General features: G+C 69.1%; 30 protein-coding genes and 1 pseudogene. 13 read left to right on the forward strand and 18 right to left on the reverse strand.

The features are described from left to right. The 3 genes and pseudogenes from ACM6LU_RS13330 to ACM6LU_RS13340 form a co-directional block, all read right to left on the reverse strand. A pseudogene (locus ACM6LU_RS13330) lies at nt 1-227 on the reverse strand (lipoyl synthase); the annotation flags it as partial. Nucleotides 228-264: 37 nt separating this feature from the next. Next, on the reverse strand, nt 265-1,221 hold the full coding sequence (locus ACM6LU_RS13335; RefSeq protein ID WP_414937980.1) for an oxidoreductase: 957 nt from the start codon (nt 1,219-1,221) through the stop codon (nt 265-267). 43 nt (nt 1,222-1,264) lie between these two features. Further along, nucleotides 1,265-1,795: a hypothetical protein gene (locus ACM6LU_RS13340; protein ID WP_414937981.1), complete on the reverse strand. Its 531-nt coding sequence runs from the start codon at nt 1,793-1,795 to the stop codon at nt 1,265-1,267. Nucleotides 1,796-1,927: 132 nt separating this feature from the next. Between ACM6LU_RS13340 and ACM6LU_RS13345 the strand changes: the two genes are divergently transcribed. Further along, the gene (locus ACM6LU_RS13345; RefSeq protein ID WP_093938700.1) at nt 1,928-2,545 is read left to right on the forward strand and encodes a TetR/AcrR family transcriptional regulator; all 618 of its coding nucleotides are present in this window, start codon (nt 1,928-1,930) and stop codon (nt 2,543-2,545) included. 25 nt (nt 2,546-2,570) lie between these two features. Continuing rightward, nucleotides 2,571-3,506, forward strand: coding sequence for an LLM class F420-dependent oxidoreductase (locus ACM6LU_RS13350; protein ID WP_414937982.1), 936 nt, complete (start codon nt 2,571-2,573; stop codon nt 3,504-3,506). A gap of 81 nt (nt 3,507-3,587) precedes the next feature. Here ACM6LU_RS13350 and lipB read toward each other — a convergent pair whose 3' ends face one another. The 7 genes from lipB to lpdA form a co-directional block, all read right to left on the reverse strand. After that, nucleotides 3,588-4,331, reverse strand: a complete 744-nt coding sequence (gene lipB, locus ACM6LU_RS13355) for a lipoyl(octanoyl) transferase LipB (protein ID WP_414937983.1) — start codon at nt 4,329-4,331, stop codon at nt 3,588-3,590. 10 nt (nt 4,332-4,341) lie between these two features. Continuing rightward, complete coding sequence (locus ACM6LU_RS13360) at nt 4,342-4,956, reverse strand: phosphatase PAP2 family protein (RefSeq protein WP_414937984.1); 615 nt, start codon at nt 4,954-4,956, stop codon at nt 4,342-4,344. Further along, nucleotides 4,953-5,837, reverse strand: coding sequence for a TIGR01777 family oxidoreductase (locus tag ACM6LU_RS13365; RefSeq protein WP_414937985.1), 885 nt, complete (start codon nt 5,835-5,837; stop codon nt 4,953-4,955). Before ACM6LU_RS13365 ends, ACM6LU_RS13360 begins: the two co-directional genes overlap by 4 nt. Before the next feature lie 37 nt (nt 5,838-5,874). Then, the gene (locus tag ACM6LU_RS13370; RefSeq protein WP_414937986.1) at nt 5,875-6,342 is read right to left on the reverse strand and encodes an ArsR/SmtB family transcription factor; all 468 of its coding nucleotides are present in this window, start codon (nt 6,340-6,342) and stop codon (nt 5,875-5,877) included. A 21-nt stretch (nt 6,343-6,363) separates the two neighbouring features. Further along, nucleotides 6,364-7,464 carry a serine hydrolase gene (locus tag ACM6LU_RS13375; RefSeq protein WP_414937987.1) on the reverse strand — a complete coding sequence of 367 codons (1,101 nt, stop codon included), beginning with the start codon at nt 7,462-7,464 and terminating at the stop codon, nt 6,364-6,366. 195 nt (nt 7,465-7,659) lie between these two features. Then, nucleotides 7,660-9,426, reverse strand: a complete 1,767-nt coding sequence (gene sucB / locus ACM6LU_RS13380) for a 2-oxoglutarate dehydrogenase, E2 component, dihydrolipoamide succinyltransferase (RefSeq protein WP_414937988.1) — start codon at nt 9,424-9,426, stop codon at nt 7,660-7,662. Between the two features lie 56 nt (nt 9,427-9,482). Next, complete coding sequence (gene lpdA / locus ACM6LU_RS13385; RefSeq protein ID WP_414937989.1) at nt 9,483-10,856, reverse strand: dihydrolipoyl dehydrogenase; 1,374 nt, start codon at nt 10,854-10,856, stop codon at nt 9,483-9,485. A gap of 183 nt (nt 10,857-11,039) precedes the next feature. Here lpdA and ACM6LU_RS13390 point away from each other — a divergent pair, with 183 nt between their 5' ends. Continuing rightward, on the forward strand, nt 11,040-11,384 hold the full coding sequence (locus ACM6LU_RS13390; protein WP_414938556.1) for an oxidoreductase: 345 nt from the start codon (nt 11,040-11,042) through the stop codon (nt 11,382-11,384). Nucleotides 11,385-11,470: 86 nt separating this feature from the next. Here ACM6LU_RS13390 and ACM6LU_RS13395 read toward each other — a convergent pair whose 3' ends face one another. Beyond that, complete coding sequence (locus tag ACM6LU_RS13395) at nt 11,471-12,454, reverse strand: SMI1/KNR4 family protein (RefSeq protein ID WP_414937990.1); 984 nt, start codon at nt 12,452-12,454, stop codon at nt 11,471-11,473. A 356-nt stretch (nt 12,455-12,810) separates the two neighbouring features. Here ACM6LU_RS13395 and ACM6LU_RS13400 point away from each other — a divergent pair, with 356 nt between their 5' ends. Then, nucleotides 12,811-13,017 carry a hypothetical protein gene (locus ACM6LU_RS13400; RefSeq protein ID WP_414937991.1) on the forward strand — a complete coding sequence of 69 codons (207 nt, stop codon included), beginning with the start codon at nt 12,811-12,813 and terminating at the stop codon, nt 13,015-13,017. Between the two features lie 519 nt (nt 13,018-13,536). Here the strand turns inward: ACM6LU_RS13400 and ACM6LU_RS13405 are convergent. Continuing rightward, nucleotides 13,537-15,039, reverse strand: a complete 1,503-nt coding sequence (locus ACM6LU_RS13405; protein WP_414937992.1) for a leucyl aminopeptidase — start codon at nt 15,037-15,039, stop codon at nt 13,537-13,539. Nucleotides 15,040-15,172: 133 nt separating this feature from the next. Between ACM6LU_RS13405 and ACM6LU_RS13410 the strand changes: the two genes are divergently transcribed. Together ACM6LU_RS13410 and ACM6LU_RS13415 are read left to right on the forward strand one after the other, a co-directional pair. Continuing rightward, entirely contained in the window at nt 15,173-16,027 is an 855-nt protein-coding gene (locus ACM6LU_RS13410) for a hypothetical protein (RefSeq protein WP_414937993.1), read from the forward strand. Beyond that, a complete protein-coding gene (locus tag ACM6LU_RS13415) occupies nt 16,020-16,646 on the forward strand; it encodes a DUF402 domain-containing protein (protein WP_414937994.1) in 627 nt (208 codons plus the stop codon). Before ACM6LU_RS13410 ends, ACM6LU_RS13415 begins: the two co-directional genes overlap by 8 nt. On the opposite strand, the gene ACM6LU_RS13420 is transcribed toward ACM6LU_RS13415, so the two are convergent. Next, complete coding sequence (locus ACM6LU_RS13420) at nt 16,643-16,954, reverse strand: hypothetical protein (RefSeq protein ID WP_414937995.1); 312 nt, start codon at nt 16,952-16,954, stop codon at nt 16,643-16,645. The genes ACM6LU_RS13415 and ACM6LU_RS13420 overlap by 4 nt on opposite strands. A 118-nt stretch (nt 16,955-17,072) precedes the next feature. Between ACM6LU_RS13420 and ACM6LU_RS13425 the strand changes: the two genes are divergently transcribed. Next, entirely contained in the window at nt 17,073-18,176 is a 1,104-nt protein-coding gene (locus ACM6LU_RS13425; RefSeq protein ID WP_414937996.1) for a branched-chain amino acid aminotransferase, read from the forward strand. A gap of 161 nt (nt 18,177-18,337) precedes the next feature. Here the strand turns inward: ACM6LU_RS13425 and cobT are convergent, their stop codons facing one another. Continuing rightward, nucleotides 18,338-19,414 (reverse strand): nicotinate-nucleotide--dimethylbenzimidazole phosphoribosyltransferase, encoded by a 1,077-nt coding sequence (gene cobT, locus ACM6LU_RS13430; RefSeq protein ID WP_414937997.1) that lies wholly within the window; start codon nt 19,412-19,414, stop codon nt 18,338-18,340. A gap of 92 nt (nt 19,415-19,506) precedes the next feature. Here cobT and ACM6LU_RS13435 point away from each other — a divergent pair, with 92 nt between their 5' ends. Beyond that, complete coding sequence (locus ACM6LU_RS13435) at nt 19,507-20,175, forward strand: IspD/TarI family cytidylyltransferase (protein ID WP_414938557.1); 669 nt, start codon at nt 19,507-19,509, stop codon at nt 20,173-20,175. Here the strand turns inward: ACM6LU_RS13435 and ACM6LU_RS13440 are convergent. Further along, nucleotides 20,172-20,576 (reverse strand): hypothetical protein, encoded by a 405-nt coding sequence (locus tag ACM6LU_RS13440; RefSeq protein ID WP_414937998.1) that lies wholly within the window; start codon nt 20,574-20,576, stop codon nt 20,172-20,174. The genes ACM6LU_RS13435 and ACM6LU_RS13440 overlap by 4 nt on opposite strands. Before the next feature lie 170 nt (nt 20,577-20,746). On the opposite strand from ACM6LU_RS13440, the gene ACM6LU_RS13445 reads away from it, so the two are divergent. Genes ACM6LU_RS13445 through ACM6LU_RS13455 form a run of 3 tightly spaced genes read left to right on the forward strand, consistent with a single transcriptional unit; the run spans nt 20,747 to nt 22,564 of the window. After that, on the forward strand, nt 20,747-21,496 hold the full coding sequence (locus tag ACM6LU_RS13445; protein WP_414937999.1) for a GntR family transcriptional regulator: 750 nt from the start codon (nt 20,747-20,749) through the stop codon (nt 21,494-21,496). Beyond that, nucleotides 21,493-22,344: a phosphoribosylaminoimidazolesuccinocarboxamide synthase gene (locus ACM6LU_RS13450; RefSeq protein ID WP_414938000.1), complete on the forward strand. Its 852-nt coding sequence runs from the start codon at nt 21,493-21,495 to the stop codon at nt 22,342-22,344. Before ACM6LU_RS13445 ends, ACM6LU_RS13450 begins: the two co-directional genes overlap by 4 nt. After that, nucleotides 22,337-22,564, forward strand: a complete 228-nt coding sequence (locus ACM6LU_RS13455; protein ID WP_414938001.1) for a hypothetical protein — start codon at nt 22,337-22,339, stop codon at nt 22,562-22,564. Before ACM6LU_RS13450 ends, ACM6LU_RS13455 begins: the two co-directional genes overlap by 8 nt. Nucleotides 22,565-22,640: 76 nt before the next feature. On the opposite strand, the gene ACM6LU_RS13460 is transcribed toward ACM6LU_RS13455, so the two are convergent. Continuing rightward, a complete protein-coding gene (locus ACM6LU_RS13460) occupies nt 22,641-23,630 on the reverse strand; it encodes an aldo/keto reductase family protein (RefSeq protein WP_414938002.1) in 990 nt (329 codons plus the stop codon). 55 nt (nt 23,631-23,685) lie between these two features. Then, nucleotides 23,686-24,342 (reverse strand): DUF3043 domain-containing protein, encoded by a 657-nt coding sequence (locus ACM6LU_RS13465; protein WP_414938003.1) that lies wholly within the window; start codon nt 24,340-24,342, stop codon nt 23,686-23,688. 144 nt (nt 24,343-24,486) lie between these two features. Here ACM6LU_RS13465 and ACM6LU_RS13470 point away from each other — a divergent pair, with 144 nt between their 5' ends. Continuing rightward, nucleotides 24,487-24,864, forward strand: coding sequence for a HesB/IscA family protein (locus ACM6LU_RS13470; protein ID WP_414938004.1), 378 nt, complete (start codon nt 24,487-24,489; stop codon nt 24,862-24,864). A gap of 71 nt (nt 24,865-24,935) precedes the next feature. On the opposite strand, the gene ACM6LU_RS13475 is transcribed toward ACM6LU_RS13470, so the two are convergent. Next, nucleotides 24,936-25,124: a hypothetical protein gene (locus ACM6LU_RS13475; protein ID WP_414938005.1), complete on the reverse strand. Its 189-nt coding sequence runs from the start codon at nt 25,122-25,124 to the stop codon at nt 24,936-24,938. 142 nt (nt 25,125-25,266) lie between these two features. On the opposite strand from ACM6LU_RS13475, the gene ACM6LU_RS13480 reads away from it, so the two are divergent. Next, complete coding sequence (locus ACM6LU_RS13480; protein WP_414938006.1) at nt 25,267-26,256, forward strand: carbohydrate kinase family protein; 990 nt, start codon at nt 25,267-25,269, stop codon at nt 26,254-26,256. Nucleotides 26,257-26,350 lie beyond the last annotated feature (94 nt).

Genomic DNA, 26,350 nt, shown 5'->3' on the forward strand with positions numbered 1-26,350 from the left:
ATCAAGAACGTGGCCTCCCGGTCCTCCCAACACTCATAAATATTGGGACAACCAGCCTCCTCACACACAGTGTGAAGACCCTCACGCCTGACCAGGCCCTTAAGCTCGGTGAACTCCGGCCCCATCCTCGCACGCGTCTTGATCCACGGAGGCTTCTTCTCGATGGGAGTCTGGGAATTCCGGACCTCGAGCCGCAACAGCTTGCGGCCATCTGGGGCAGCACTCACACCGTCACCCTACGCCCGCCGTAGTAGTGGTCGCCGCTCACGCGGGGTCGGGGGTGACGCCCGTCAACTTGGTGGTCACGTCCCACAACGCGGCGCCGAGCGATTCGCTCCTCGCGGCGGGCAGGGGCCGCACCTTGACCGGGTCGCCGCGTAATCCGCCGAGGCCGTGGGGGCCGATGTAGTCGCCGCCCACCACCTCGGGAGCGGTCGCGGCAAACAGTTGAGGGAGCGTGCCCTTGCGGGCGTTCTGCGCGATCAGCACCTCGCCGACCCGGTTGCCCGCGCCGACGAGCGCGCGCACCACCGGGTTGCGGTAGGAGCGGGCCATCCCCGAACCGAGTCCGGTCCAGGTGTAGCCGGGGTGGGCCGCCACACTGACGACGCCGTCGCCCGTGGCGCGGAGCCTGCGGTCGAGTTCGAGCGCGAACACCTGGTTGGACAGCTTCGACTGACCGTAGGCCGCGCCCGGGTTGTACATGCGCCGCTCGAAGTTCGGGTCCGCGACGTCGATACGCGCGCCCGTCGCCGCGACGCTCGACACGGTCACCACGCGGGCACCCGCGCCCTCGCGCAGCGACGGCATCAGCAGCCAGGTCAGCACGGCGTGCCCGAGGTGGTTCGTGCCGAACTGGGTCTCGAAGCCGTCCTTGGTGTGGCCGCGCGGTGTCGCCATCACACCCGCGTTGTTGATCAAAAGATCGAGCTTGCCGCCCGACAGCTCCTGGACCTTCTTCGTGGCTTCACGTACCGAGTCGAGGTCGGCCAGGTCCAGGCGGACGAGTTCGGGTGCGTCCCCGGTCGCGGCCGCGCGCACCTGCTCCAGCGCCTTGGCCCCGCGTTCCGGCGACCGGCAGCCGAGCAGCACGCGGGCCCCCTTGCTCGCGAGCACTTCGGCCGTTCGCAGTCCCAGCCCCGAGTTGGCCCCGGTGACGAACGCGGCCCGGCCGGTTTGATCCGGGATGTCGGCCTCGGTCCAGCGCGTGCGAGCAGCCATGTCGGTCACCTAACTACATCGTCGCCTGCCCCGCCACGCGGGATCACGCGCTCGGCGCGAGCAATCGGAGCAGGTGGCCCATCGGGTTGCGGCGGCGAGCGGGCTTCGCGTGCCGTCCGTGCCGGAGCAAGGCGGCGAAGGCGCTGCCGACCTTGGTGATCTCCGCCGTCGGTTCCTTGCCGTCGGCCAGTCCCGCCGTCAGCGCGAGAGTGCGTAGTTCGGCTTCGTGGGACGGGATCAGCGCGGGGCACCGTTCGAGGGCCGCGTCGAGGACGGCGCGGAGGGTCTCGTGTTCGGCTGTGGCGCTGTTCCAGGCGCGGGTGACGGCCTCGACCCTGTCGAGCGCGAAATCCTGATCGGCGTAGTCCGGATCGGTCATCTCGGCGCGAAGGTGGCCGGCGAACACCTGGTTCCACTTGTACCGAAGCGCGACCAGAAGCTCTTCTTCGGTCGCGAAGTATTTGGTGGCCCCCGGGATTTCGTCGAGTGACAGGGGGCCGGCCGGGTGGTGACCCGCCTGGCGCAGAGCGGCTTCGAGGATGTCGCGCCGCTGGTAGAAGTCGTTCCAGCTCATGATGTGGGCTCCCCTCCGCGGCCCGGTTCATACCGCAGGTTTGCGGCATACTCCCGGTACGGACCTGACAGCAGCCAACATACCATGAGTATGGAGTGGGGTCGGCGGCGTAAAGTTGTGAAGGTGGCGACAATGAGGTCAAGGCGGCTGGACTATTCCGAGTCCACCCGGTCGGCACTCGTCGAGAGTGCCGTGGAGCTGTTCACCAAACGCGGGTACGCGGGCACTTCTCTCGACGAGATCGCCAAGCGGGCCAGGGTGACGAAGGGCGCGCTCTACCACCATTTCAGTGGGAAGCAGGCGCTGTTCGAGGCCGCCTTCGACACGGTCGAGAGCCAGGTGTTCGACCGGCTCGAAAAGATCATGAACGGCCCGGATTCGCCATGGGAGCGGGCGCTCGCCGGGCTGCGTGGATTCCTGCAGAGCTGCCTCGACCCGGCGTACCAGCGCATCGCGATCCACGAGGCGCCGGTCGTGATGGGCTGGGAGCGCTGGCGCGAGGCCGAGGAACGGTGCAGTTTCGGCCTGGTCCGCACCGGGATCCAGTCGCTCATCGAGGTCGGCGAGGTCGACGACGTCCCGGTGGACGTCACCGCTCGGCTGCTGTTCGGCGCGTTGTCGAGCGCCGCGATCGAGATCGCTTCTTCACCGGAGCCGAAGAAGGTGAGCGCCCAGGTCGAGGAGGTCCTGGTGCGGCTGCTCGTCGGATTCCGCCGCGTTCCGCCCGCTGAGCACGGGAAGGCGAGCTGACGGACCCGTCGTTAGGCTGGCGTTCGTGGACCTCAGGATCTTTACCGAGCCCCAGCAAGGGGCCAGCTACGAAGACCTGCTCCGGGTGGCCAAGGCCACCGAGGACGCGGGTTACGACGCCTTCTTCCGCAGCGATCACTACCTGAAGATGGGTTCGGCTTCCGGCCTGCCGGGGCCGACCGACGCATGGATCACCCTCGCGGGTCTCGCCCGTGAGACCAGCCGTGTGCGGCTGGGCACCCTCGTCACCGCCGCCACCTTCCGGCATCCGTCGGTGCTCGCGATCTCGGTCGCGCAGGTGGACCAGATGTCCGGCGGCCGCGTCGAACTCGGCCTCGGATCCGGCTGGTACGACGACGAGCACACCGCGTACGGCCTCGACCTCCCGCCGATCAAGGAGCGTTTCGACCGCTACGCCGAGCAGCTCGCGGTGGTCACCGGGCTGTGGGAGACGCCGGAAGGCGAGACGTTCTCCTTCGATGGCGAGCATTACAAGCTCGTCGACTCACCTGGCCTGCCGAAGCCGGCCCAGCGGCCACGGCCGCCGGTGATCATCGGCGGGGGCGGCAAGAAGCGGACCCCGGCGCTCGCCGCGCGCTACGCCGACGAGTTCAACCTGCCGTTCGTGGGGCCGGAGTTCGCCGTCGAGCAGTTCGGCCGCGTCGACGACGCCGCACGCGAGATCGGCCGCGACCCCAAGGAGATCATCCGTTCGGCCGCGCTCGTCGTCGCCGTGGGCCGTGACGACGCCGAGGTCGCAAAGCGCGCTTCGGTGATCGGGCGTGAGGTCTCCGAGCTGCGTGAGAACGGGCTCGCGGGGACACCGTCGGAGGTCGTCGAGGAGATCGGGAACTGGCGGGAGAAGACCGGCATCACCCGGCTCTACCTGCAGTTGCTGGACCTCTCGGATCTGGACCAGGTCGAGCTGGTCGCTTCCGAGGTCGCTCCTCAGCTGGACTGAGGTGGGGGCTGAAGGGGACTTTCCCCGCGTCTCATGCGGGGAAAGCGCCCTTCACCGCGTCCTATGCGGAGAAAGTCCCCTTCAGCTCTGCAAGGCGAAAGTGACACCAGGGGCGGCGGGTGCCTCGGGGCGCGGCAGCCAGCGCTCGTCGCTCACCGGGAGGTCGCCCTCCAACGCCGCGAGGACGGCTTCGCGCGCCATCGGCAGCACCGACGCCACGGTGACCTCACGGTCGAGTTCGTACGAGAGCGACGTCACGCCCGCGTCCCGGATGCCACACGGGACGATCTTGTCGAAGGCGCCGAGGTCGGGATCGCAGTTCAGCTCGAAACCGTGCATGGTCACGCCGCGCTGCACGCGGATCCCGATCGCGGCGATCTTCCGCTCGACCCCGCGGTCGTCGGCCGGGATCCAGACCCCGCTGCGGCCTTCGACCCGGCCGGTGTGCACGCCGAGCTGATCGCAGACGGTGATCAGGGCCTCTTCGAGACGCCGGACGTAGTGCACGACGTCGATCGGGTCGGCGAGTTTGATGATCGGGTAGCCGACCAGCTGGCCGGGCCCGTGCCAGGTGATCTTGCCGCCGCGGTCGACGTCGAGCACCGGGGTGCCGTCGGTCGGCCGGTCCTCGGCTTCGGTGCGCTTGCCCGCGGTGTACACCGACGGGTGCTCCAGCAGCAGCATGGTGTCGGGGCCTTCGCCGTCGGCACGGGCTGTCACGTGCCGACGCTGGATTTCCCAGGCTTCGGTGTAGTCGATCGTCCCGATCTCGCGGACGTCGACGGGCTCGGTGGCGGCGCGGCATGACGTGGTCGAAGAGCTCACATCCGCGACACTACGCCGGGTCCCGTGGCCGGGGCAGCAGACCCAGCGCGGTCGACGAGATCAGGCCGACACCGCCCACGGCGAGTACGGATCCCGCTGTGTCGGTCAGCCAATGCACACCCAGCACGACGCGGCAGAGCGCGCCGATCACCGTCGCCGCGACGGCGATCATGATGGCAAGGCGCACCAGGCGCGGGCGGGTCCACGCGCACAGCAGGACGGCGACGAATCCGGTGCAGGCGACGGCGACGACATGCCCGCTCGGGTAACTCAGATCGGGGAATTCGCGGGGTCGTTCCCGGTAGAACAGCGGTTTGGCGATCAGGCTGGTCAGACGGCACAGCATCAGGACGACGGCCAGCTTGACGCACAACACGGTCAGCTGACGGCGGCGCCAGGCGATCACCACCAGCAACGCGCCCAGCGCGAACGGCAGGACCGGGCCGAGGACGTTCGTGATCAGGTCGGCCACCTGTCCGGCGGGCCGGGTGTACTCCCCGCGGAGCGCGTCGGCGAGGGCGACGTCCACCGGCGGCGGCCGGTCGTCGACGAACAGCCCGAGGGTGACGAAGCCGATCAGCAGAAGGGCTCCGGCGAGGAGGTGGAGGCCGCGCCGCAAGGTCATGTCGCGGCGGCCAGCGCGTCCTCGAGGGTCGGGTGGCGGAAGGCGTACCCCGCCTCCTCCAGCGCTTTGGGCATCGCGCGCTGCCCGAACAGCGCCATCTCTTCGGCGGCTTGGCCGAGAACGATCTTCATGGCGAACCCGGGGACCTGCCAGATCGCCGGGCGGTGGACGGCGCGGCCGAGTGCCCTCGTGAACGCGGCGTTCGTGGCGGGTTGCGGCCCACTGAGGTTCACCGGGCCGGACAAGGACTCGTTCTCCAGCGCGAAGAGGATCGCGCCGACCTCGTCGTCGAGCGAGATCCACGGCATGTACTGCTTGCCGTCGCCGAGCTTCCCGCCGAGCCCCAGGCGGAACAGCGGACGCAGCACGTCGAGAAGTCCACCCTTACGGGCGAGCACCAGCCCGGTGCGGATCCGCACGACACGGGCGCCGGCGGTGGCCGCGGTGTCGGTGGCGCCTTCCCACGCCGTGCAGAGTTCGGCGAGGAAACCGCGGCCGACCGGACTCGATTCGTCCACAAGGGACGGTCCGGGATCGCCGTAGTAACCGACCGCGGAAGCGTTCACCAGCACCGGGATCCCGTGTTCGGCGACCGCATCGGCGAGGACCTCGGTCGGTTCGACCCGGCTGTCGAGCAGTACCTGCTTGCGGGCCGCGCTCCAGCGTCCAGGCAGTAGCGGCGCACCCGCCAGGTTCACCACCGCGTCGACGCCGTCGAGCGCGCCATCGGCGATTTCGCCCGCCGGGGGATCCCAGCGGCGTTCGTCGGCGGCCCGTTCCTCCCGGCGCACAAGGCGGATCACCTCGTGCCCTGACGCGCGGAGCCGCTTGGCCAGGGAGGTGCCGATCAGTCCGCTCGCACCCGCGATCAGAACTCGCATGATCCGATCGTGTCCTATCCGCGATCCGGTCGCACGCTCAGGTCGGCAGTTGGCCGGCGACGTCCGACGCGGCGGTGAGCAGCACCAGCACCGGGATCGTCGCGGCGGGACGGAGGCGATAGCTGCCCCGCTTGTCCTGCTCGACGATCCCGGCGCCGGTCAGCGCCTTGAGGTGGTGGTAGAGCTGGCCGGGGGAGCCGAGTTCGGCGGCCTCCTGCAAGGCGGGCGCGGACTGGGCGCCCTTGGCGGCCAGCGTCCGCACGAGTGCCACCCGTGCGGTGCTGGACAGGGCCGCGAGCACCTCGACCCGCGGCCCGTCGGCCAGCGCCAGCATCGGTCCCGGCGCGACGTTGATCCCCCAGCGCAGTTCGATGGGATCGGTGAGCTCGCCGCGATACCCGACCAGACCCCCAGGACCGGCCGGCGGTGAGGCCTGGCTCTGTTCTTCGAGCGCGGCGACCCGTTCCTCGAGGGCGGCTATCCGGTCGGCGAGCTCAGCGTTCATACCGGTTATCTATACCGTCGGCTAGCCGAGCGCACGCTGCAGGGCGGTGAACTTCGCCGGGTCGGCCAGCGCCGCGATCAGGGCGTCGACGAGCGGTGACGCGTTCGCCACGTCCTGGTCGCTCACGCCGGTGAGCAGGACGGCCGCCGTGCCCGAACGTCCGCCAGGCCACCGTACGGAGAGACCGAGCGTCAGCGAACGTGGAAGGTTCCCGCCCTTGAAGAGCACTTCGCTCGCTCCAGCCGGTACACGGTCCGAGAGTGGCAGAGCGAGAATCTCGCGGGCGAGCGCGCCTCCCGGCCGATAGCGGCCTGACGCCAGACTGCGGTGGAGTGCGAACAGGTCCGACGCCGAACCCTGGCCGTGGCCCTTGGTCCACGCCCACTGCACTTCGGGGGGCCACGGTTTGTCCGGGACCCGGTTGAACGCTTGTTCGCGGAACGCGGGATCGGCCACGAATCGGTGCGCCACCGCGTCGCCCATCGCCCGCCGGACCGCGGCCGGGCTCCCTGGCGGAGGCGCGTACTCCGGCATGATCAGCATCAGGATCTCGCCGCCAAGTGATCGGGTGTCGGGCCTGATCCAGCCACCCCGCGCGGCCGCGAACTGGAGGGCGGGATCGCCGAGCCGGGTGCGGAGATAGTCGGTCGCGGCGTTGTCGCTGAAGAAGATCATCGCTTCGGGAATCCTGGACAGCGGGACGCGCTGCTCGGCGTCCTTGGCGATGCCGTAGTCGTCGCAGGGGATTCCCAGCCAGTTGAGCGCCTGGAAGTGCGCGCGGCCGTCGCCGACGAAGGGGTGGTGGGCGTCCCAGTCGCCCACTCGGATCTGTTCCTTCGGGTCGAGCCTGCCCTCGGCGACCGCGGTGGCGTACGCGCTGAGATGCAGGACCTTGATCGACGAAGCCATGACCCGGCGTACGTCCGCGTTGCGCGCGGCGCGGCGGCCCGCGCCGTCGTCGATCAGGACGGAGACGTCGTGCCGGTGCGCGGTGATCCAGTCGAGCCAGCCCTGTTGGGTCGACGTGTCCGGCGTGGTCGTGGTCGCGCTCGCGGTCCCCGGCAGCAGCAACGCCGCCGATCCGGCCGCGGCCCCCGCCAGCAGATGGCGTCTGGTCAGCATGGTGGATACCCTCCCTCTCGTTTTCCGTAATTCCGGAATACTAGAGTTCTGGGTGGCTGTCAAACCCCGCAACTAGTCCTCTAGTTGCGGTAGTTGTCGTGCGCAAGTACCGCAACTAGAGGACTAAACGCGGGGGAAGGAGAAGGCCCCCGCCCCGCCGAAGCGGGACGAGGGCCTTCACGGGCTACTGGAGGATCAGAGACCGAGTTCGTCCTCGAAGTTGCCCTCTTCCAGACGCTGCTTGATCGTCGTGACGAAGCGGCCCGCGTCGGCCCCGTCCACCAGGCGGTGGTCGTAGGTCAGCGGCAGGAACGCCATCGACCGGACGGCGATCGTGTCGTTGCCGTCGGCGTCCGCGATCACGACCGGGCGCTTCACGACCGCGCCGGTACCGAGCATGCCGGACTGGGGCTGCACGATGATCGGCGTGTCGAACAGGGCGCCGTTGGAGCCGATGTTCGTGATCGTGAAGGTGCCGCCCGACAGCTCGTCCGGCTTGATCTGGCCCGAACGCGCGCGGCCCGCCAGGTCGGCGATGCGGTGCGCGAGACCGGCGAGGCTGAGCTCACCCGCGTCGTGGATGACCACCGACAGCAGACCCTTTTCGGTGTCCACCGCGATCCCCAGGTGCACCGCACCGTGGTAGGTGATCTCCTTCGTGTCCTCGTTGTAGGACGCGTTGACGTTCGGGTGCTGCTTGAGCGCCTCGACGGTGGCCTTCGCGAAGAACGGCAGGAACGTCAGGTTGACGCCCTCGCGCTCCTTGAAGGCCGCCTTCGCCCGCGTGCGGAGCTTGGCGATCTTCGTGACGTCCACCTCGTGGACCTGCGTGAGCTGCGCGGAAATCTGCAGCGACTCGCGGGTCTTCACGGCGGTGATCTGCCGGATCCGGCTGGCCTTCTGCACGGTGCCGCGCAGAGCCGCGAGCTCCGGCGAGACCGCGGCCTTCCGCGGAGCCGACGGCGCCGCGGCGGCCGGGGCAGCGGCGGCGGGCTGTGCGGCGGGAGCCGGGGCTTCCTGCTTCTGCTTGGCCTCGGCGGCCGCGAGCACGTCCTGCTTGCGGATACGGCCACCGACACCGCTGCCGGTCAGCGACGACAGGTCGATGCCGTTCTCCGAAGCGAGCTTGCGGACCAGCGGCGTCACGTACGGCCCGCTGTCCGAACCGTTGTCGCTGCTCGCCGCGGCCGGCTTCGGCTGCTCGGCGGGCTTCGGCGCGGGAGCGGCCTCGGCCTTGGGCTCGGGCTTCGGTTCCGGCTTGGGCTCCGGCTTCGGTTCCGGCTCCGGTTCCGGCTTCGGCTTGGCCTCCTGCTTGGGGGCCTCGGCCTTCGGGGCAGGGGCGGAACCGGCCGCGCCGATCACCGCGAGCACGCCGCCGACCTCGACGGTCTCGTCCTCACCGGCACGGATCTCCAGGACGGTGCCTGCGACCGGGGACGGGACCTCGGTGTCGACCTTGTCCGTGGAGATCTCGAGCAGCGGCTCGTCGACCTCGACGCTCTCGCCGACCTGCTTGAGCCACCGGGTGACGGTGCCCTCGGTGACGCTCTCGCCCAGCTCGGGCAGCTTCACCTCGGTGCCTTCGCCGCCCGAAGCCGGCGCGGTGTCCGGCTGGGACGGTGCGGAGGCCTGCTCCTGCGCGGCCTCCGGCTCCGGCTCGGGTTCCGGCTGCGCCTCTTCGGCGGCAGGCTCGGCGGAACCGGAGGACTCCGGCACCCCGCCGGTCCCGTCGTCGATGACGGCGAGCTCGCCGCCGACCTCGACGGTCTCGTCTTCCTGCGCGCTGATCTTCACGACCTTGCCTGCGACCGGGGACGGGACCTCGGTGTCGACCTTGTCCGTGGAGATCTCGAGCAACGGCTCGTCGACCTCGACGGTGTCGCCCTCTTGCTTCAACCACCGGGTGACGGTGCCCTCGGTGACGCTCTCACCGAGCTCCGGCAACGTGACGGAGTAGGCCATCGTTCGCTGACTCCCTTGATATGTCTTGCTTGGTCTGGTTCTTCGACGGTGAGACGTCAGCTGTGGACGTGCAGCGGCTTGCCCGCCAGGGCGAGGAACGCTTCACCGAGGGCCTCGGTCTGGGTAGGGTGCGCGTGGATGAGCGGGGCAACGTCCTCGGGGAACGCCTCCCAGCTGTAGATCAGCTGCGCTTCGCCGATCAGCTCGCCGACGCGGTCGCCCACCATGTGCACGCCCACGACCGGCCCTTCCGGGGCCTTGATCAGCTTGACCCCACCGGAGGTCTTGAGGATCTGGCTCTTGCCGTTGCCTCCGAGGTCGTAGGTGAAGGTGGTGACGTCGGAGCCGTACTTCTCCTTCGCCTGCGATTCGGTGAGACCGACCGAAGCGACCTCGGGGTGCGAGTAGGTGACGCGCGGGATGCCGCTCTCGTCGATCACGCGCGGCTCCTGGCCGGCGATCTCCTCGGCGACGAAGATGCCCTGCTGGAACCCGCGGTGCGCGAGCTGCAGTCCAGGGACGATGTCGCCGACGGCGTAGACGTTCGGCAGGTTGGTGCGCAGGCGGTCGTCGGTGAGGACGAAGCCGCGCTCCATCTTGACCCCGGCCTCCTCGTACCCGTGCCCGGCCGAGTTCGGGCCGCGGCCGACGGCGACCAGCAGCAGGTCGGCCTCGAGTGTCTCGCCGGACTCCAGCGACACGCTGACGCCGTTGTCGTCCTGCTTGGCGCCGGTGAACCGGACACCGGTCTTGAAGGCGATCTTGCGGCGGCGGAAAGCGCGCTCGAGCTGCTTGGACGCGTACTCGTCCTCGTTCGGGACCAGGCGGGGCAGCGCCTCCACGATGGTGACGTCGACGCCGAAGGACGCCCAGACGGACGCGAATTCGACACCGATGACACCCCCGCCGAGGACGACGACCTTCTTGGGGATGTAGTCCAGCGAAAGGGCCTGCTCGCTCGCGATGACGCGGCCGCCCAGCTCCAGGCCGGGCAGCGTCTTCGAGTACGAGCCGGTGGCGAGGATGACGTTCTTGCCCGTGTAGCGGGTGCCGTCGACCTCGACGGTCGTGCCGCCGACGAACGTCCCGGTGCCCTCGACGAGGTTCACCTTGTGCGCCTTGGCCAGGCCCTGCAGGCCCTTGTACAGGCGGGAGACGATCCCGTCCTTGTACTTGTTGACCCCGGCGATGTCGATGCCTTCCAGCACGGCCTTGACGCCGAAGGTCTCGGCGTCGCGGGTCTCGTCGGCGACCTCCGCCGCGTGCAGGAGGGCCTTGGTCGGGATGCAGCCTCGGTGGAGGCACGTCCCGCCAAGCTTGTCCTTTTCGATCAGGGTGACGGAAAGGCCCAGCTCGGCCGCGCGGAACGCGGCGGCGTAGCCGCCCGATCCGCCACCCAGGATCACAAGGTCGGCGGAGGTGTCGGTCACTTCAATAGCTCCTCGGCAAGCGGTAGGGGTGGTGCTCTGGCGCCGCTTCGCGGCGGTATACGCGCGCGCGGACACTTGCCATCTTGTCACTACGCGCGGCGGGCTTGCGACCTAGCCGGGTATGCGACGGCGAGCACACGCCCCGGTCGGGATAATGGACGCTGGACGCGAGTGGGAAGTGAGGTGGTCGGAGTGGGTCTGTTCGACTCGCTGCGCCGGCGCTCTAAAGGCGGGCAAAAACCCGGTACGCTGCGGAAAGCCTCTTCAAACGACTTCAAGCACCTTGAAGAGTGGGCTGCTTCACGGACGGGTGTCGAGGCCTATGTGGAGCCCAAGACCAACGTCACGGAGACCACAGTCGTCCTCATCGCACACGATGGTGAGTGGACCCGGCGTAGGGTCGAGAGCTTCGACGCGGCGCAGCAGTTCGGTCGCAAACGGTCGATCCCCGTCTACGAGGTGGCGCGGGTCGGCTACCCGAAGCGGATGCGGGAGTACACCGAGCGGAAGAAGCGCGGGGAAGTCTGACCGGTACCGCGGACACTCGGCCAGTCGCCCCACTAGCCCCCACCAGTCACAACGATGGCGCGCCGGAACGCGGAGCCGCCCCGGCCTCAGGCGGATTGCGCCAGCAGGAGTAGATGCCGCTCCAGCAGCGCCCGGAACGTCGGATGCACCGTCGTGCCCAGCGCGGGGTCGATCTCGACCGTCCGCCACTGCTCGCCGGCGGCGGTGAGCAGTGCCACGGCGGGCTCGGCGATCACGACGACGCCGCCTTCCGCGCGCAGTTCCGCCGTCCCGAGCAAGCGCGGGAAGACGACGTCGGCGGGTAGGCCGTCGCAGGTCTGCAGGAACTCTCTGTAGTCAGGAGGTAGCTGGATCCCGAGCCGTGCTTCGGTCGCGTCGATGTTCCGGGCCGACGCCGCCGGGGGCGCGGCGCCGGCGCCGCGAAGCCGGAGGATGCCCGTGATCATCTCGCGCCACGAACCGGTGTCCGGCGGGTAGCGCTTGTACAGCGCCGCGACCAGTGCTCCGGCGCACAGCCCTGTCCACTCGCCGAGTCCGAGCGGGTCGGCACCCGCGACCAGGCGCGGCGCGAGCCGTCGGGTCGCGGCGAGGACGGCGACGTCCGGGCGGACCTGCCGCGAGGCGATCTCCGCCCAGGCGTCGAGGTCACCTTGTGTGACGGCCTCGCGCAATCGATCCGGGCGCGTCGGCCCGAGATGGGAAACGGCCTCGCCGATCGGGGAGCCGCCGAGCAGACCGTCGAGATCGGACACCCGCCGGGCGAGGTACTCGTCGTGCGCACGTTCCTCGGCGTCGAGGTCTAGCGGAGTCATCGCCGCCGCCCAGTCCGGTCGCGCGCCGCGTGCTTCGAAGAGCATCGCCCACGCGCGGGCGGGCACGGCACCGGTGACGAGCGCGGTGACGGGACGTTCGGTGAGCGCGTGCCAATGCGTGATCAGCCGGTCGGCTTCCGCGAACGCGCCGGAGGCGGCGAACACCAACGCCGCTCGCCCGATCCGGTCGTCGAGCGTCGCGTCGTCACCACTGAGCACATCACTGATCGCGCCTTCCAAATACGCGTCCTTGTCCACGGAACCGACCTTGCCACACCGGGTTCCGCCCGGCGCGCTGCCTCATGGGGCAGTTCTTCGGGCCACGCGGTGCGAGGGGAGACTTCGTATGGGTGACAGCACCAGATAGTGGACACTCGCCGGCGGAATGCAGGTCTTGGCCAAACGGGGAATCAGCGTCGACGGCGCGGGCAGTCTGGGTTGTATCGCGGAACCTTGGACGGCGAGAAAGAAGTTCTCCTCTCCTGCCGCAACACCTTCTCTCATCCGGTGGGCAAGGTCCCGCGTACGACGGATCCGAAGGTCGATCTGCTCTGTGACGCCGGGATCGCGGAGATCTCCGGAAATCCGTCGGTACCCCAGGTACTCTGTGGGCGGTGCCTCCGGCGGAGCAGGCGGAAGGGACCGACCTCGACGACCGGATCCTCGGCGTCGTCATCGAGAAGGCGCGGCCGCGCACGGACGTCCTTTACGGTAAGGGTTCCCCGCAAGATCAGCTTCTTCGAGCTGCCCCGCTCATCGGTTCCCTGTGCTCGCTGCTGACGACGGCCCGGCCGCTGCGACCGACGACGCCGTGTCGCTGAGCCGGGAACGGCGGACCGCGGTGTTCAGCGGCTGGGGTGAGCTTTCGCTGTGGCGGGGCGATGTTTCGCCGCCGTCGCCGAGGTGACCGCCCGGATGAACCGCGCGCTCACCACCGCGAACGCGCTCCTGAACCAGTACGCCGAGCTGCCATCGTCCACATCGGACGCCTACGCAGCGACGACTAACCGCCTGACCCGCAGAACTCGACTTTGCCGGGACCCTGACTCTCAAAGTAGGGAAGGAGGCGTTCGGAGTCGAGACCGTGTGGATTCTGGGACGTTGGATGTCCCAAAATCCACACGGCCCTCCCCGCCGTAGGTAGCCGGGCGGCAGGGCTGGGTGGGAATGGGGACACTCAACGTCCCTATTTCCACACAGCTCCGCACCCCGATGTCACCAAGTCTCTCAAGGAGGCCTTCACGGACTTGTGAACAAGGGCAACCGGTAGCCCATCGGGTAGTTCGGACTCGATATTGTCCTTTGTGGACGGTAAGGGATGTGCTGGCCGAAAGTGACCGTCAGCCGTTGGCGGCGATGTCCGCGAGGACCGCGGCGATGGTGCGGACCGGGACACCGGTGCCACCCTTGCCGGTGTAACCCCATACCCCGGCGGTGTTGAACGACGGGCCCGCGATGTCGATATGCGCCCAGGGCAGTCCGTCGGCGACGAACTCGCGCAGGAAGACGCCCGCGGCGAGCATGCCGCCCCAGCGGTGACCGGTGACGTTGGCCAGGTCGGCCAGGCGCGAGTCGAGGTCGGCGCGCAGTTCCTCCGGCAGCGGCATGGCCCAGCCGCCCTCACCGGTCGCCTGCGCGATCGAAGCGACCCGGTCACGGAACTCGTCCGAGCCCATGACACCCGCGGTGCGGTTGCCCAGCGCGACGACCTGCGCGCCGGTCAGCGTCGAGGTCTCGATCAGGTAGTCGGGGTTCTCCTCGCCCGCGCGCACGATCGCGTCGGCCAGCACGAGGCGGCCTTCGGCGTCGGTGTTGAGCACCTCGACGGTCTTGCCGCCGTACATGCTGAGCACGTCACCCGGCCGGTAAGCGGTGGACGAGGGCAGGTTCTCCGCCAGCGGGATGTGCGCGACGACCTCGAGCGGGTACTTCAGCTTCGCGGCCAGCACCACGGAGGCGAGCACGGCGGCCGCGCCCGACATGTCCGAGGTCATGTGGTCCATGTTCGCGGCGGGTTTGATCGAGATGCCGCCCGAGTCGAAGGTGATGCCCTTGCCGACCAGCGCGACCTTCCTCGACGCCTTCGCCGGCTTGTAGGCGAGACGCAGCAGGCGCGGCTGGCGCGAGGAACCGCCGCCGACGCCGAGGATGCCGCCGAAGCCCTTGCGCTTGAGCGCTTTCTCGTCGAGGACCTCGAACTCGAGGTTGTTGGCCTCGGCCAGGGTCTTCGCGCGGTCGGCGAAGGAGGCCGGGAACAGGTCGTTCGGCGGGGTGTTGATCAGGTCGCGGGCGATGATCACCGACTCCGCGATCAGGGTGGCGGCCTTCAGTGTCGCCTTGTGGTCCTTGGCGGTGCCTTCTTCGGGGCTCACGAAGTCCACCTTGGCGACCGGGCCGTCGCCCTTCTCGGAGCGGTACTCGGTGAAGGAGTACGCGCCGAGCGCGGTGCCCTCGACGGCGGCCTGCAGGTCGATCGCCGACAGCGTGACGAACGCGCGCTCGGTCCCGCTCAGCGCCCGCGCGGCGGCACCGGCGCCCCGGCGGACCTGCTCGGCGGTGACGCCGTCCGCGCCGGCCTTGCCGAGGCCGACGGCCAGCACGACACCGGCGGACAGCTTGCCCAGCGTCGGGACCTTGACCACCTCGTCGGCCTTGCCGGACGCGCCGAGAGTGCCGAGGACGTCGGCGAGCTTGCCGTCGAAGGCGGCGTCGGCAACGGAGGAGCCGGCGGCGAGCGCCAAACCGTCCTCGCCCTGCAGGGTGCCGATGACGACGACGTCGGCGCGCGTCTTGGCAAGCGCCGCTTCGGCGTTCTCGGTCAGGGCAAGCTTCGGCACGGTCACTTCTGGCTCCTCGCGCGTTCGCGGTGGTACCGGGCGGCCGCCCGGTTGGATCGTGAGCCATGCTAATGACAGTGGGACCTGGGGTAACAGTGGGGCCGACGGGGTCACTCGGTGCAGGAGGAAGGGAGACGGCGTGCGGCTGGCTGGCGGCCTGCTCATCGCGCTCGCAGTGGGCACCTCCGGAGCGGACTATTGGGTACTTCTCGCCGCCGTGGTCGCGGCCGTGCTCGCCGTCGCGGCGGAGGCACTGCTGCCGCCGGTGGGGGACACCCGACTCGAGCGGATCGCGGGCTCCGTTTCGAAGTCGGGTCTGGTCTTGGTCTTCGCGACGACGTTCGGGCAGTATCTCTTCCCGTCCGCGCCGGGAGTCGCCGCCGCGGTGTTCGCCGTCGTGGTCGCCGTCGCCGACCTGGCCGGGGTCCGCCTCGGTGACTACGCCGCCCGCTGGGTCACCGGCCTGCTGCTGGCCGCGGCCGCGTCCCTGATCGCGATCTGCGTCGGCATCCCGCCCTTGGCGCAGTTCATCGCGCCGGACCCGCCGCCCGTTCCCGGTCTCGGCCTCGCCGTGCTGGTACTGCTGCCGTTCCTGCTGCCCCGTCGTCCCGGCGCGGGCCGCGCCGCCGCGGCGGGCGCCGTGGCGGTGGCGATCATCGCCGTCGCCCTCTACCAGCTGGGGCCGATCCGGCTGGGTCTTTCGGCGACGTCGTTCCGCGAACTCCTCGCCGCGGCGGACGCCGTCTCGCTGGTGCCGGTGCTGTCCGTGGTGGTCGCCGTGGCGACCGTGCCGGTCGCGGTGGACGCCTTCACCGAAGGCAGGGAGCGGCTTTCCCCGGAACGTCCGAAGGCGACACTCGCTTGTGGACTGATCGTGGCCGTCGCCGCCGGGTTCGCTGGGCCGGTCGTGGCCCTCGGGCTCGCGGGAGTGGGAACGCTCGCCGAACTGGTACTGCGGGTCCGCGCCCGTCGGTACCGTGCAAGGCGTGCGTGATCCCTTCTGGACCCCGGGTGACACGGTCGTCGAACGGTTCCTGCGACCGGACGGCTCGATCGGCCAGCATCACCCGCTGCGCGTCATCGCCGACGACGGCACCGTGCTGCTCGGCTGGCTTCCCGCGGACACCCCGATCGTCGGCAGCAGGCTCGCCGACGGGCGGCTCTTCCGTGAGGCGCCGCTCGCGGAGCGGTTCCGGGTGCCGCGGGTGCGCGTGCCCGACCTCTGGCGCGACACCTCGACGCTGCGCCGGATCGCCGACGACGAATGGTCGTCGGTCTGGTGGTTCTTCGACGCCGACGGCCACTTCATGAACTGGTACGTCAACCTCGAGGTGCCGCTGGGGCGCACGGCGTCCGGACCGGACCGGATCGACGGCATCCTCGACGTCGCCGTCGAGCCCGGCGGACGCTGGCAGTGGAAGGACGAGGACGAGGCCGAAGAGGCCGTCCTCGCCGGCCGCATCACGGCAGGGCAGCTCGAGCGGCTGCGCGCCGAGGGTGAACGGATCGGGGCACTCGCGGACGCCGGGCGGTTCCCCTTCGACGGGACGTGGACCGACTTCCGGCCGGATCCGGGCTGGCCTGCCCCGGGGTTGCCGGGAGGGCTGCTCTAGCTCACGAGGAGCAGCAGCAGCAACGTCAGCGCGATGTTGATCACCGCGAGGATGACCACCGACTTGGTGGACAGCTCACGCGGGAACACCTTGCCTTGGATGCTTCGCCACCAGTAGATGCCGAAACCGCCGGCGACCAGACCGAGGAACGCGCCGAACCCGCTGTCCAGCAGGGCCCAGCCGTCCATCATCAGTACGCCGGTGCCGAAGGTCAGCAGCACCGCCGTCGCGAACGTCTTGATGTCGGGCCCCGCGCCGGGGGTGGCCGACTTGGCCGGGTGGGCGGGCTGCATCGGGTTTAACGTCACGCCGCCCATCTTAGGGGCGCGCGCCACCGCGTGGTCGTCCAGACAGACAGATCGCGGGAGGTGAAGATATGCGGACGTCCGACTAACGTGGGTCCGACCAAGCGTTATCGTCTTAGGCATGACGACCTCGACGCAGTTCACCCACCTCCCGCACCCGAGCCCCGCGAGCCCGGAACGCGTCGCGGACGTATTGGCCGCACCCGGTTTCGGGCTGCACTTCACCGACCACATGGTGACCGTGAAATGGAGCGCCGAGCAGGGCTGGCACGACGCGACCGTCGGGCCGTACGCGCCCTTGACGCTCGACCCGGCGACCTCCGTGCTGCACTACGGTCAGGCGATCTTCGAAGGCCTCAAAGCGTACCGCCAGCCGGACGGGACGTTCGCCGCGTTCCGACCCGACGCGAACGCGATCCGGTTCCGGAACTCGGCCGAGCGGCTGGCCATGCCGCAGCTGCCGGTGGAGGTGTTCCTCGACTCGATCCGCGAGCTCATCGCGGTCGACTCGCGCTGGATCCCGACGAAGCCCGGCGAGTCGCTGTACCTGCGGCCCTTCATGATCTCCACCGAAGCCGGGCTCGGCGTCAACCGGCCCGCGAACGAGTACCTCTACGCGCTGATCGGCTCGCCCGCCGGCTCGTACTTCTCCGGCGGCGTGAAGCCGGTGAGTGTGTGGCTCTCGACCGAGTATGTGCGCGCGGTCCCCGGTGGCACCGGCGAGGCGAAGTGCGCCGGCAACTACGCGGCGTCGTTCGTGGCGCAGGCGCAGGCCGTCGAGAAGGGCTGCGACCAGGTCGTGTGGCTCGACGCCGTCGAGCGGCGCTGGGTCGAGGAGATGGGCGGGATGAACCTGTTCTTCGTCTTCGGCTCCGGTGACGAGGCCCGCGTCGTGACCCCGGAACTGACCGGTTCGCTGCTGCCGGGCGTGACCCGCAAGTCGCTGCTGGAGCTGGCGAAGTCGTTCGGACACCAGGTCGAGGAGCGGCGCATCTCCACCGACGAGTGGGAGAAGGCGGCGGCTTCGGGCGAGCTGACCGAGGTGTTCGCCTGCGGGACCGCGGCGGTCATCACGCCGGTCGGGCACGTGAAGCACGCGGGCGGCGAGTTCTCCGTCGCGGGCGGGCAGCCCGGTGAGCTGACGATGAAGCTGCGCGGCGCGCTGACCGGGATTCAGGAGGGCACCCGGCCCGCTCCGGAAGGCTGGATGTACCCGCTGGGCTGAGCCCTGTGCTCGGCATCGCTCCCATGGTCAGGCTGACGCGCGTGTGATGAACGGGACTTTCAGTGCAAAATTCGCCATGAAAGTCCCGTTCATCACACGTCGGGGCACCCGAGCCAACCGCAACTAGAGGACTACTTGCGGCAGGCGGGGCCCGAACAGCCTCAGGAAGCCGGGGCCTCGATCAGCGGCCCGCTCACCCCGGCCTGCTCGTGCGTCGCCATCTCCGCGAGCACGCGCGTCGCCATGAACACCAGCGGCAGCGCCGCCACCGCGCCCGTCCCCTCACCGAGGCGCACATCCAGATCCAGGATCGGGTCCAGGTCGAGGTGCTCCAGCGCCAGCGCGTGCGCGGGTTCGCCGCCACGCTGGCCCGCGGCCCACCACTGCCGCGCGCCGGGGACGAGTTCCTCGGCGACCAGCGCGGCCGCCCCGGCGACCAGGCCGTCCAGGATCACCGGCGTCTTCCGGAGTGAGGCCTGCGCGAGGAATCCCGCCATCGCGGCGATGTCGGCGCCGGCGGCGGTACGCAGCAGCGCGACCGGGTCGGCGAGCACGGTCCTCGCCCGCCGCAGCGCGTCACGGACCACAGCGGCCTTGCGCATCCAGGCGTTGTCGTCGATCCCCGAACCGCGGCCGACGACGGCCACCGGTTCGCTGCCGGTCAATGCCGCGACCAGCACCGAGGCGGGGGTGCTGTTCCCGATCCCGAGGTCGCCCGCGATGAGCAGGTCGGCCCCGCCGTCGACCTCGGCGTCGGCGATCGCGCGCCCCGCGCGCACGGCGGCACGCGCCTCGTCGTCGGTCAGCGCGTCCTCGACGTCGATCGAACCGGACCCGCGCCGTACCTTGAACTCGCCGATCGACCGCGTCGCCGGAGCGTCGCTGTCGACGGCCATGTCGACGACGCGCACGCTCGCGCCCGCCGAGGCCGCGAGCACGTTGATGGCGGCGCTGCCGGTCAGCATGCTGCCGACGAGTTGCGCGGTGACCTCGGCCGGGTACGCCGAGACGCCCTTCGCGGCGACGCCGTGGTCTCCGGCGAACACCACGACCCGCGGCCGCGTGAACGGGCGCGGCGGGGACTGGCCCTGGCAGGCCGCGACCCACACGCCCAGTTCTTCGAGCCTGCCCAGTGACCCCGCGGGTTTGATCAGTTTCGAGTGCAGGGCGATCGCCGCCGAGCGTGCGTGTTCATCAGGCTGTTCTGCTTCGGCGAACTCGAGGATTTCGTCGTCCAACGCCTTGCCCTTCGGATCGCTTTGGTGGCCGCGCCCAACCTACCGACCCGACTGTGCCAGAGTTGCCTGTGGCTCAGACGAAGGCCGCCGGGGTGGTGCTCGCGAGCGGAGCGGGTACCCGGGTCGGCGCCAAGCTCAACAAGGTCTACTTGCCGGTCGCGGGCAGGCGCGTCGTCGCGTGGTCGCTCGACGCCTTCGCCCGCGTGCCCGGTGTCGACGTGCTCGTGCTGGTCATCCGGCCGCAGGACACCGAACTCGCCGAAGAGGTGCTCGCCTCGCATCCGGGTGAGGTCGAACTCGTCCACGGCGGCGCGACGCGCCAGGGTTCGGAGCTGAACGCCTTGCGCCGCTTGACTTCCCGCATCGAGGACGGCGAGATCGACGCGGTGCTGCTGCACGACGCGGCCCGTCCGCTCGTCACCCCGGAACTGATCGCGGACGTCCTCGCCGACACGCGGCGGTACGGGGGAGCGGTGCCAGGGGTCGCGGCCGACGACATCGTGCGCGTGGACGGCGACAGCGTTTCCGGCGCGCTGCCCGGCGCGATCCGGGTGCAGACGCCGCAGGGTTTCCGCGCCGCTCCGTTGCTGGAGGCGTACGAAACGGCCGAGCGCGAAGGTTTCGTCGGCACGGACACGTCTTCGTGCATGGAAAGGTTCTCCGCGCTGCCGGTGCGGTGGGTTCCAGGCAGCGCGGAGAACCTCAAGATCACCTACCCGCACGACCTCGTTGTCGCCGAGCAGGTGATCGGCCGAGGTTAGGGATCTCCCTGGTCGGCCTTGGTCCCGTTGGCGGGCAGGATGGTGACCGGCTGGCGCGCTTCCATCGGGATCACGCAGTCCGGATGTGGTTGCAGCAACTGGATCGGCGCGGCGGCGTCGCCGGGTGGCGGGATGGTGAGCACCGCGCGCAGCGTCCAGGCGGCCGTCGAGTGGTACTGCCAGGAGACGAGCGCCGGGCGGAAGACGTCCGTGTCGGGGAGGGTCGTGACCCGGAAGGCGGTCGCCCGTTCCTCACCGCGGAGGACGAGGACGTCGGCGCAGGTGTCCCACTGGAACACCGCGGCACAGACCTCCGGTTCCTCCCGGGGACCGAAGATGTAGACAACCCACCGGCGTCTTCGAAGCTCCTCGAGCAGTTCGTCGATGCTCAGATGGTTCATCGAGCCCCCCAACGGGTTTTGGGAACTCTGCGGAGAGTAACAGGTGTACTAGAGCACCGTCCAGAATGTGTACTAGTACGTAATAATGGGGTGTGAGCAGGATCCTTGGTGCTCGCCCATTGGTGTGCTAGAACGCTTGTGCGCACCGCGCGACCTTGTGAGGAGTCACCTTGCCCGCCGTCGACCGACCTGAACCGCCGTATCTCCAGATCGCGGGAAACATTCGCGACGACATCGTTTCGGGCAGGCTCAAGGAAGGTGACGCGGTCCCGTCCGCGCGTGAGATCGCCAGAAACTGGAACGTCGCGATGGCGACGGCGATGAAGGTGCTCTCCACGCTTCGGGCCGAAGGTCTGGTCCGTGCGGTCCGCGGCGTCGGGACAGTGGTGCAGACCAGATCGCTGCACCGCTCCGCGCACGATCGGACGACCTCGATCGCGCGAACCGGCAAGGTCTATCCACCGGGCCACTACGCGAAAATCCGTGCGGCCGGGCTCGTCCCGGCACCGGAGCGGGTGGCGGGTGCGCTCGGAATCGATGAAGGCGCTCCCGCGATCCGGCGGCGGCGGACCACGTACGCGGGCGAAGACCGTCCGGTGTCGACGTCAGTCTCGTGGTTCGACGGCGCGATCGCGGCGAAGGCACCGTTGCTGTTCGAACCGGTGCGGATAGTCGAAGGCACGGTCAAATATGTGGCGGACCGGACAGGCCGGGTTCTGACGTCGACTCATTCTCAGCACGCCGCGGGGCTGGCGGGTGCCGAGGACGCGGCAGAACTCGGAGTGGCCGAGGGTTCGGCGATCTTGTTGAGCCGCAACAGGTTCCTGTCCGCGGAGGGCGACGTGCTCGAGTACGGCGAATCCGCGGCGTTGCCGAATCAGTGGATTTTCTACGAATACAACATCGAGGACGGGGCATGAAGCACATTCACGCGGGTAAGGTACGGGACCTTTACGAGGTCGACGGCGACATTCTGCTCGTCGCGTCGGATCGTGTTTCGGTCTACGACGTCTCGCTGCCGACCCCGATCCCGGACAAGGGCGCGCTGCTGAACCAGCTTTCCGCCTGGTGGTTCGAAAAGATGGCCGGCGTGGTGCCGAACCACGTGCTCTCCACGACCGACGTGCCCGTCGAATTCGCCGGCCGCGCCACGCGGTGCAAGCCGCTGAAGATGATCCAGGTCGAGTGCATCGCGCGTGGTTACCTCACCGGGCTCGGAATGCGCGAGTACCAGCGCGACGGCAAGGTGTCGGGTGTCGAACTGCCCGCCGGTCTCATCGAAGCCGACAAGCTGCCCGAGCCGATCTTCACGCCGACCACGAAGATCTCCGACACCGGCCACGACGAGTTCATGACCTTCGCCGACGTCGTGAACGACATCGGCAAGGAGACCGCGGATCGCATCCGCGACCTGACGCTCGAGGTCTATACCAAGGGCGCGGAGCACGCGGCGAAGAACGGCATCATCATCGCCGACACCAAGATCGAATTCGGGTTCGACGCCGACGGTGTGCTGACCCTCGGGGACGAGGTTCTCACATCGGACTCCTCGCGTTTCTGGCCTGCCGACGACTGGCGGCCCGGCCGCACGCAGCACGCGTTCGACAAGCAGTTCGTCCGCGACTGGTCCGCGAGCACCGGCTGGGACAAGACGCCGCCCGGCCCCGCGATCCCGGACGAGATCGTCGAAGCGACCCGCAGGCGCTACACCGAGGTCTACGAGAGGATCACTGGGAACACCTGGGTTCCCGGCGGTGGCCATGCCTGAACAGCAGGTCTACGACCCGTACCGGTTGATCGACGACGTCGAGGGCCTGCTGATCCAGCGGGGTCACCGGCCGGAGCGGCTCGACGGCCAGACGGGTGACCGGGTCGCCGGCGCGAGCAGGTTGTTGCGAGGCTTGGGAATCGACCCGCTTCGCGCGCCGGGGGACGCACTCGACCTAGACGGTCAGATCGCGTACCAGTCCCGTGTGCACGGGGATTAGACGCAAGACAACCTCGGGCAACTAGTCGACTAAATGCGGGAAAGGTGTCCGCGTTTAGTCGACTAGTTGCAGTGGATCAGGGGCTGCGGGTGAGGGTGGGGTCGGTCTCGGTGACGCCGTCGAGGGCCTCGTCTATCGCGGCGAGCAGGTCCGCGTCCAGCTTCACACCGGCCGCCTTCACGTTCTCGTGCACCTGCTCCGGCCGCGAAGCGCCGATGATCGCCGAGGCGACGTTCGGGTTCTGCAGCACCCAGGCCACGGACAGCTGGGCCAGCGTCAGGCCCGCCTTGTCCGCGATCGGCTGGAGCCGCTGGACGCGCTCGAGGACGTCGTCGTTGAGGAAGCGGGCGACCATGTTGGCGCCGCCCTTCTCGTCGGTCGCGCGGGAGCCCTCGGGCAGCGGCTGACCGGGCTTGTACTTGCCGGTGAGCACGCCCTGTGCGATCGGCGACCAGACGATCTGGCTGAGGCCTTCACGCTCGGACGCCGGGACGACCTGCGCCTCGATGACCCGCCACAGCGCGTTGTACTGCGGCTGGTTCGAGACGAGCGGCACCTTCAGCTCGCGGGCGATCGCCGCGCCCTGGGTGATCTGCTCGGCGGTCCACTCCGAGACGCCGATGTAGAGCGCCTTGCCCTGGCGGACGAGGTCGGCGAAGGCGAGGAAGGTCTCTTCGAGCGGGACGGTCCGGTCGAACCGGTGCGCCTGGTAGAGGTCGACGTAGTCGGTGCCGAGCCGCTTCAGTGAAGCGTTCGCCGACTCGATGATGTGCTTCCGGCCCAGCCCCTGGTCGTTGGGCCCCTTGGGGCCGGTCGGCCAGTAGACCTTGGTGAAGATCTCCAGGCTTTCGCGGCGCAGGCCCTGGAGCCCGCGGCCGAGCACCGATTCGGCGGCCGTGTTCGCGTAGACGTCCGCGGTGTCGAAGGTGGTGATGCCGACGTCGAGCGCGGCCTTGATGCAGGCCTGGGCCTGGTCTTCTTCCACCTGGGACCCGTGGGTGAGCCAGTTGCCGTACGAGATCTCACTGACATTGAGGCCGCTGCGGCCTAGTCGTCGAAACTCCATGGGCGCGACTCTACCCCAGTCCGTTAGCCACGCTAACGACCTGGGTTTCGCCTGCTCAGACCTTGTCGCCGGGCTTGACCCGCGGCTTGGGGACGCGCAGTTTGCGGATCTGGCTCGCGCGGATGAAGGAGTACCAGCCGATCGAAGTGCCCTTGACCGTCTCGTTCGGGAACTTCAGCCGGACCATCTTCGAGATCCGGCGTCCGCTGAGCACGCCTTCGACGATCATGCCGAGCAGCATCACGGTGCACAGCAGCGTCGCGTAGCGCTGCACGTCCGGGTACGGCACCAGCAGGGCGACGAACACCAGGATCGCGAGCGGCATGAAGAGACCGAGCAGGTTGCGCCGCGAGTCGACCAGGTCGCGGACGTACGCCTTGACCGGGCCGCGGTCACGCGGCAGCAGGTACTTGTCGTCGCCAGCCATCATCTTCTCGCGGCGTTCCTTGGCGGCGTTGCGCTGCTTCGCCTTGTACTCCGGGTCGGACTTCGCGGACTTGCGGAGTTCCTTGTTGCGCTTCATCGCCTCGCGCATGGTGGTCGGCGGGGGCGCCACCGGGCCGCGGCGCTTGGCCTCGGCCTCACGCCGCTTGGGCGTGGCCTTGCCCTTTCCGGGCGTATACGCCTTGGCCTGGACCTCGACGGCCTCGTTGTCGAGGGTGTCGGTGTCGGTCGTGGCGGAGTCTGTGGTGCTACGGCGCAGGAACCTCACCTCACCAGGGTAGTCGCGGGCGTCACGGTGCCACGCACCAGGCCGAGCGATATGTCACCATGGAGGGGAACAGATCGGGACTCCGCCGTGTTGGACCAAGGACCAAGACGAGTACCCGCAGCGAGTTCGACCAGAGGGAGAACCATGACGACCGCTGAGCAGGCAGCCGCAGCTCAGGCCGAAGCCGCCGAGGAGACCCACGGCGTCACGTTGACCGATGCCGCCGCCGTCAAGGCGAAAGCCCTGCTCGAGCAGGAGGGCCGTGACGACATGCACCTGCGCATCGCCGTCCAGCCCGGTGGGTGCGCCGGCCTGCGTTACCAGCTGTTCTTCGACGAGCGCACGCTCGACGGCGACCTGTTCCGGGACTTCGACGGGCTCCGCGTGGCCGTCGACCGGATGAGCGCGCCGTACGTTTCGCGCGCCGTGATCGACTTCGTCGACTCGATCGAGAAGCAGGGCTTCACGATCGACAACCCGGACGCGACCGGCAGCTGCGCCTGCGGCGACAGCTTCCACTGACCCGCTTCGGGCATGAAAAAGGGCCGCGAACCTCCCCGAGGTCGCGGCCCTTTTTCATGCCCGAAGCGAGATCAAACGTAGGCGTCCAGATCGGCGACCTGGGCGAGGCACCGCTCGTCCACGGTCCAGGGCGGAGCGATCTGCCGGGGCAGTGGCAGATTCTCGGCCTGGAGGGACGACGGGATGCCGGCGCAGTCGGCGATGAGTTCGCCGATCGAGTCCGGTTCGAGGTCATACGCGGAAGTGGTCACGAACGACAAGTTAATGACTCACGTTCGACTAGGACACCACTACTAACCGGTAGTGTTCATGGCCGTGCCTGAAGCAACCCATATGGGGCATGACCTGCGGGTAACTTAGCCGTCCTCGTTTTCGGCGAGGCCGACCGATCAAGGAGAACCGGTGGCAGACAGCGCCAGGATCGTAGTATCCGGCAGTATCGCAACCGACCACCTCATGCACTTCCCAGGCAGGTTCGCCGAGCAGCTCGTCGCCGAGCAGCTGCACCGCGTGTCCCTGAGCTTCCTGGCCGACGACCTCGTCGTCCGGCGGGGCGGGATCGGCGCGAACATCGCCTTCGGCCTCGGCGTGCTCGGCAAGCACCCGATCCTGGTCGGCGCGGTGGGCGCCGACTTCGCCGACTACCGCTCGTGGCTCGAGCGGCACGGCGTCGACACCACGGGCGTGCTGGTCTCCGAGGTCGCGCACACCGCCCGCTTCGTCTGCACCACCGATGAGGACCTCTGCCAGATCGCCACCTTCTACGCCGGTGCGATGGCCGAATCCCGCAACATCGAACTCGAGCCGGTCGCCGCGCACGCCGGTGAGCTGTCGCTCGTGCTGATCAGCCCGGACGACCCCGAAGGCATGGTCCGCCACGCCGAGGAGTGCCGCCAGCGCGGCTACACCTTCGCCGTCGATCCCTCACAGCAGCTGGCGAGGATGGACGGCGCGCAGGTGCGCGACTTCGTCGAGGGCGCGAAGTACCTGTTCAGCAACGACTACGAATGGGAACTGCTGCTCCAGAAGACCGGCTGGACCGAGGCCGACGTCCTCGACCGCGTCGGCATGCGGATCACGACGCTCGGGGAGAAGGGCGTCGAGATCATCGGCAAGGACGGCCTCGCGCTGCAGGTCGGTGCGGTCCCGGAGCGCGGCAAGGTCGACCCGACCGGCGTCGGCGACGGCTTCCGCGCCGGGTTCATCGCCGGTATCGACGGCGGGCTCAGCCTGGAGCGCGCGGCGCAACTGGGTTCGCTGATCGCCGTGCTGGTGCTGGAAACCGTGGGGACGCAGGAGTGGGCCTTCGATCGCGCTGACGTCCTGGGCCGTCTCAAGGAAGCCTTCGGTCCGGAGTCCGCCGAGCAGATCGCGGCGATCCTGCCGGAGTGAGCTGAAGGGGACTTTCCCCTCATGTAATGCAGCGAAGGGGCCCTTGACCGCGTGAGATGCGGTGAAGGGCCCCTTCAGCGGCGTCCGGTCAGGG

Source organism: Amycolatopsis sp. cmx-11-51 (assembly GCF_047608665.1).
Lineage (GTDB): Bacteria > Actinomycetota > Actinomycetes > Mycobacteriales > Pseudonocardiaceae > Amycolatopsis.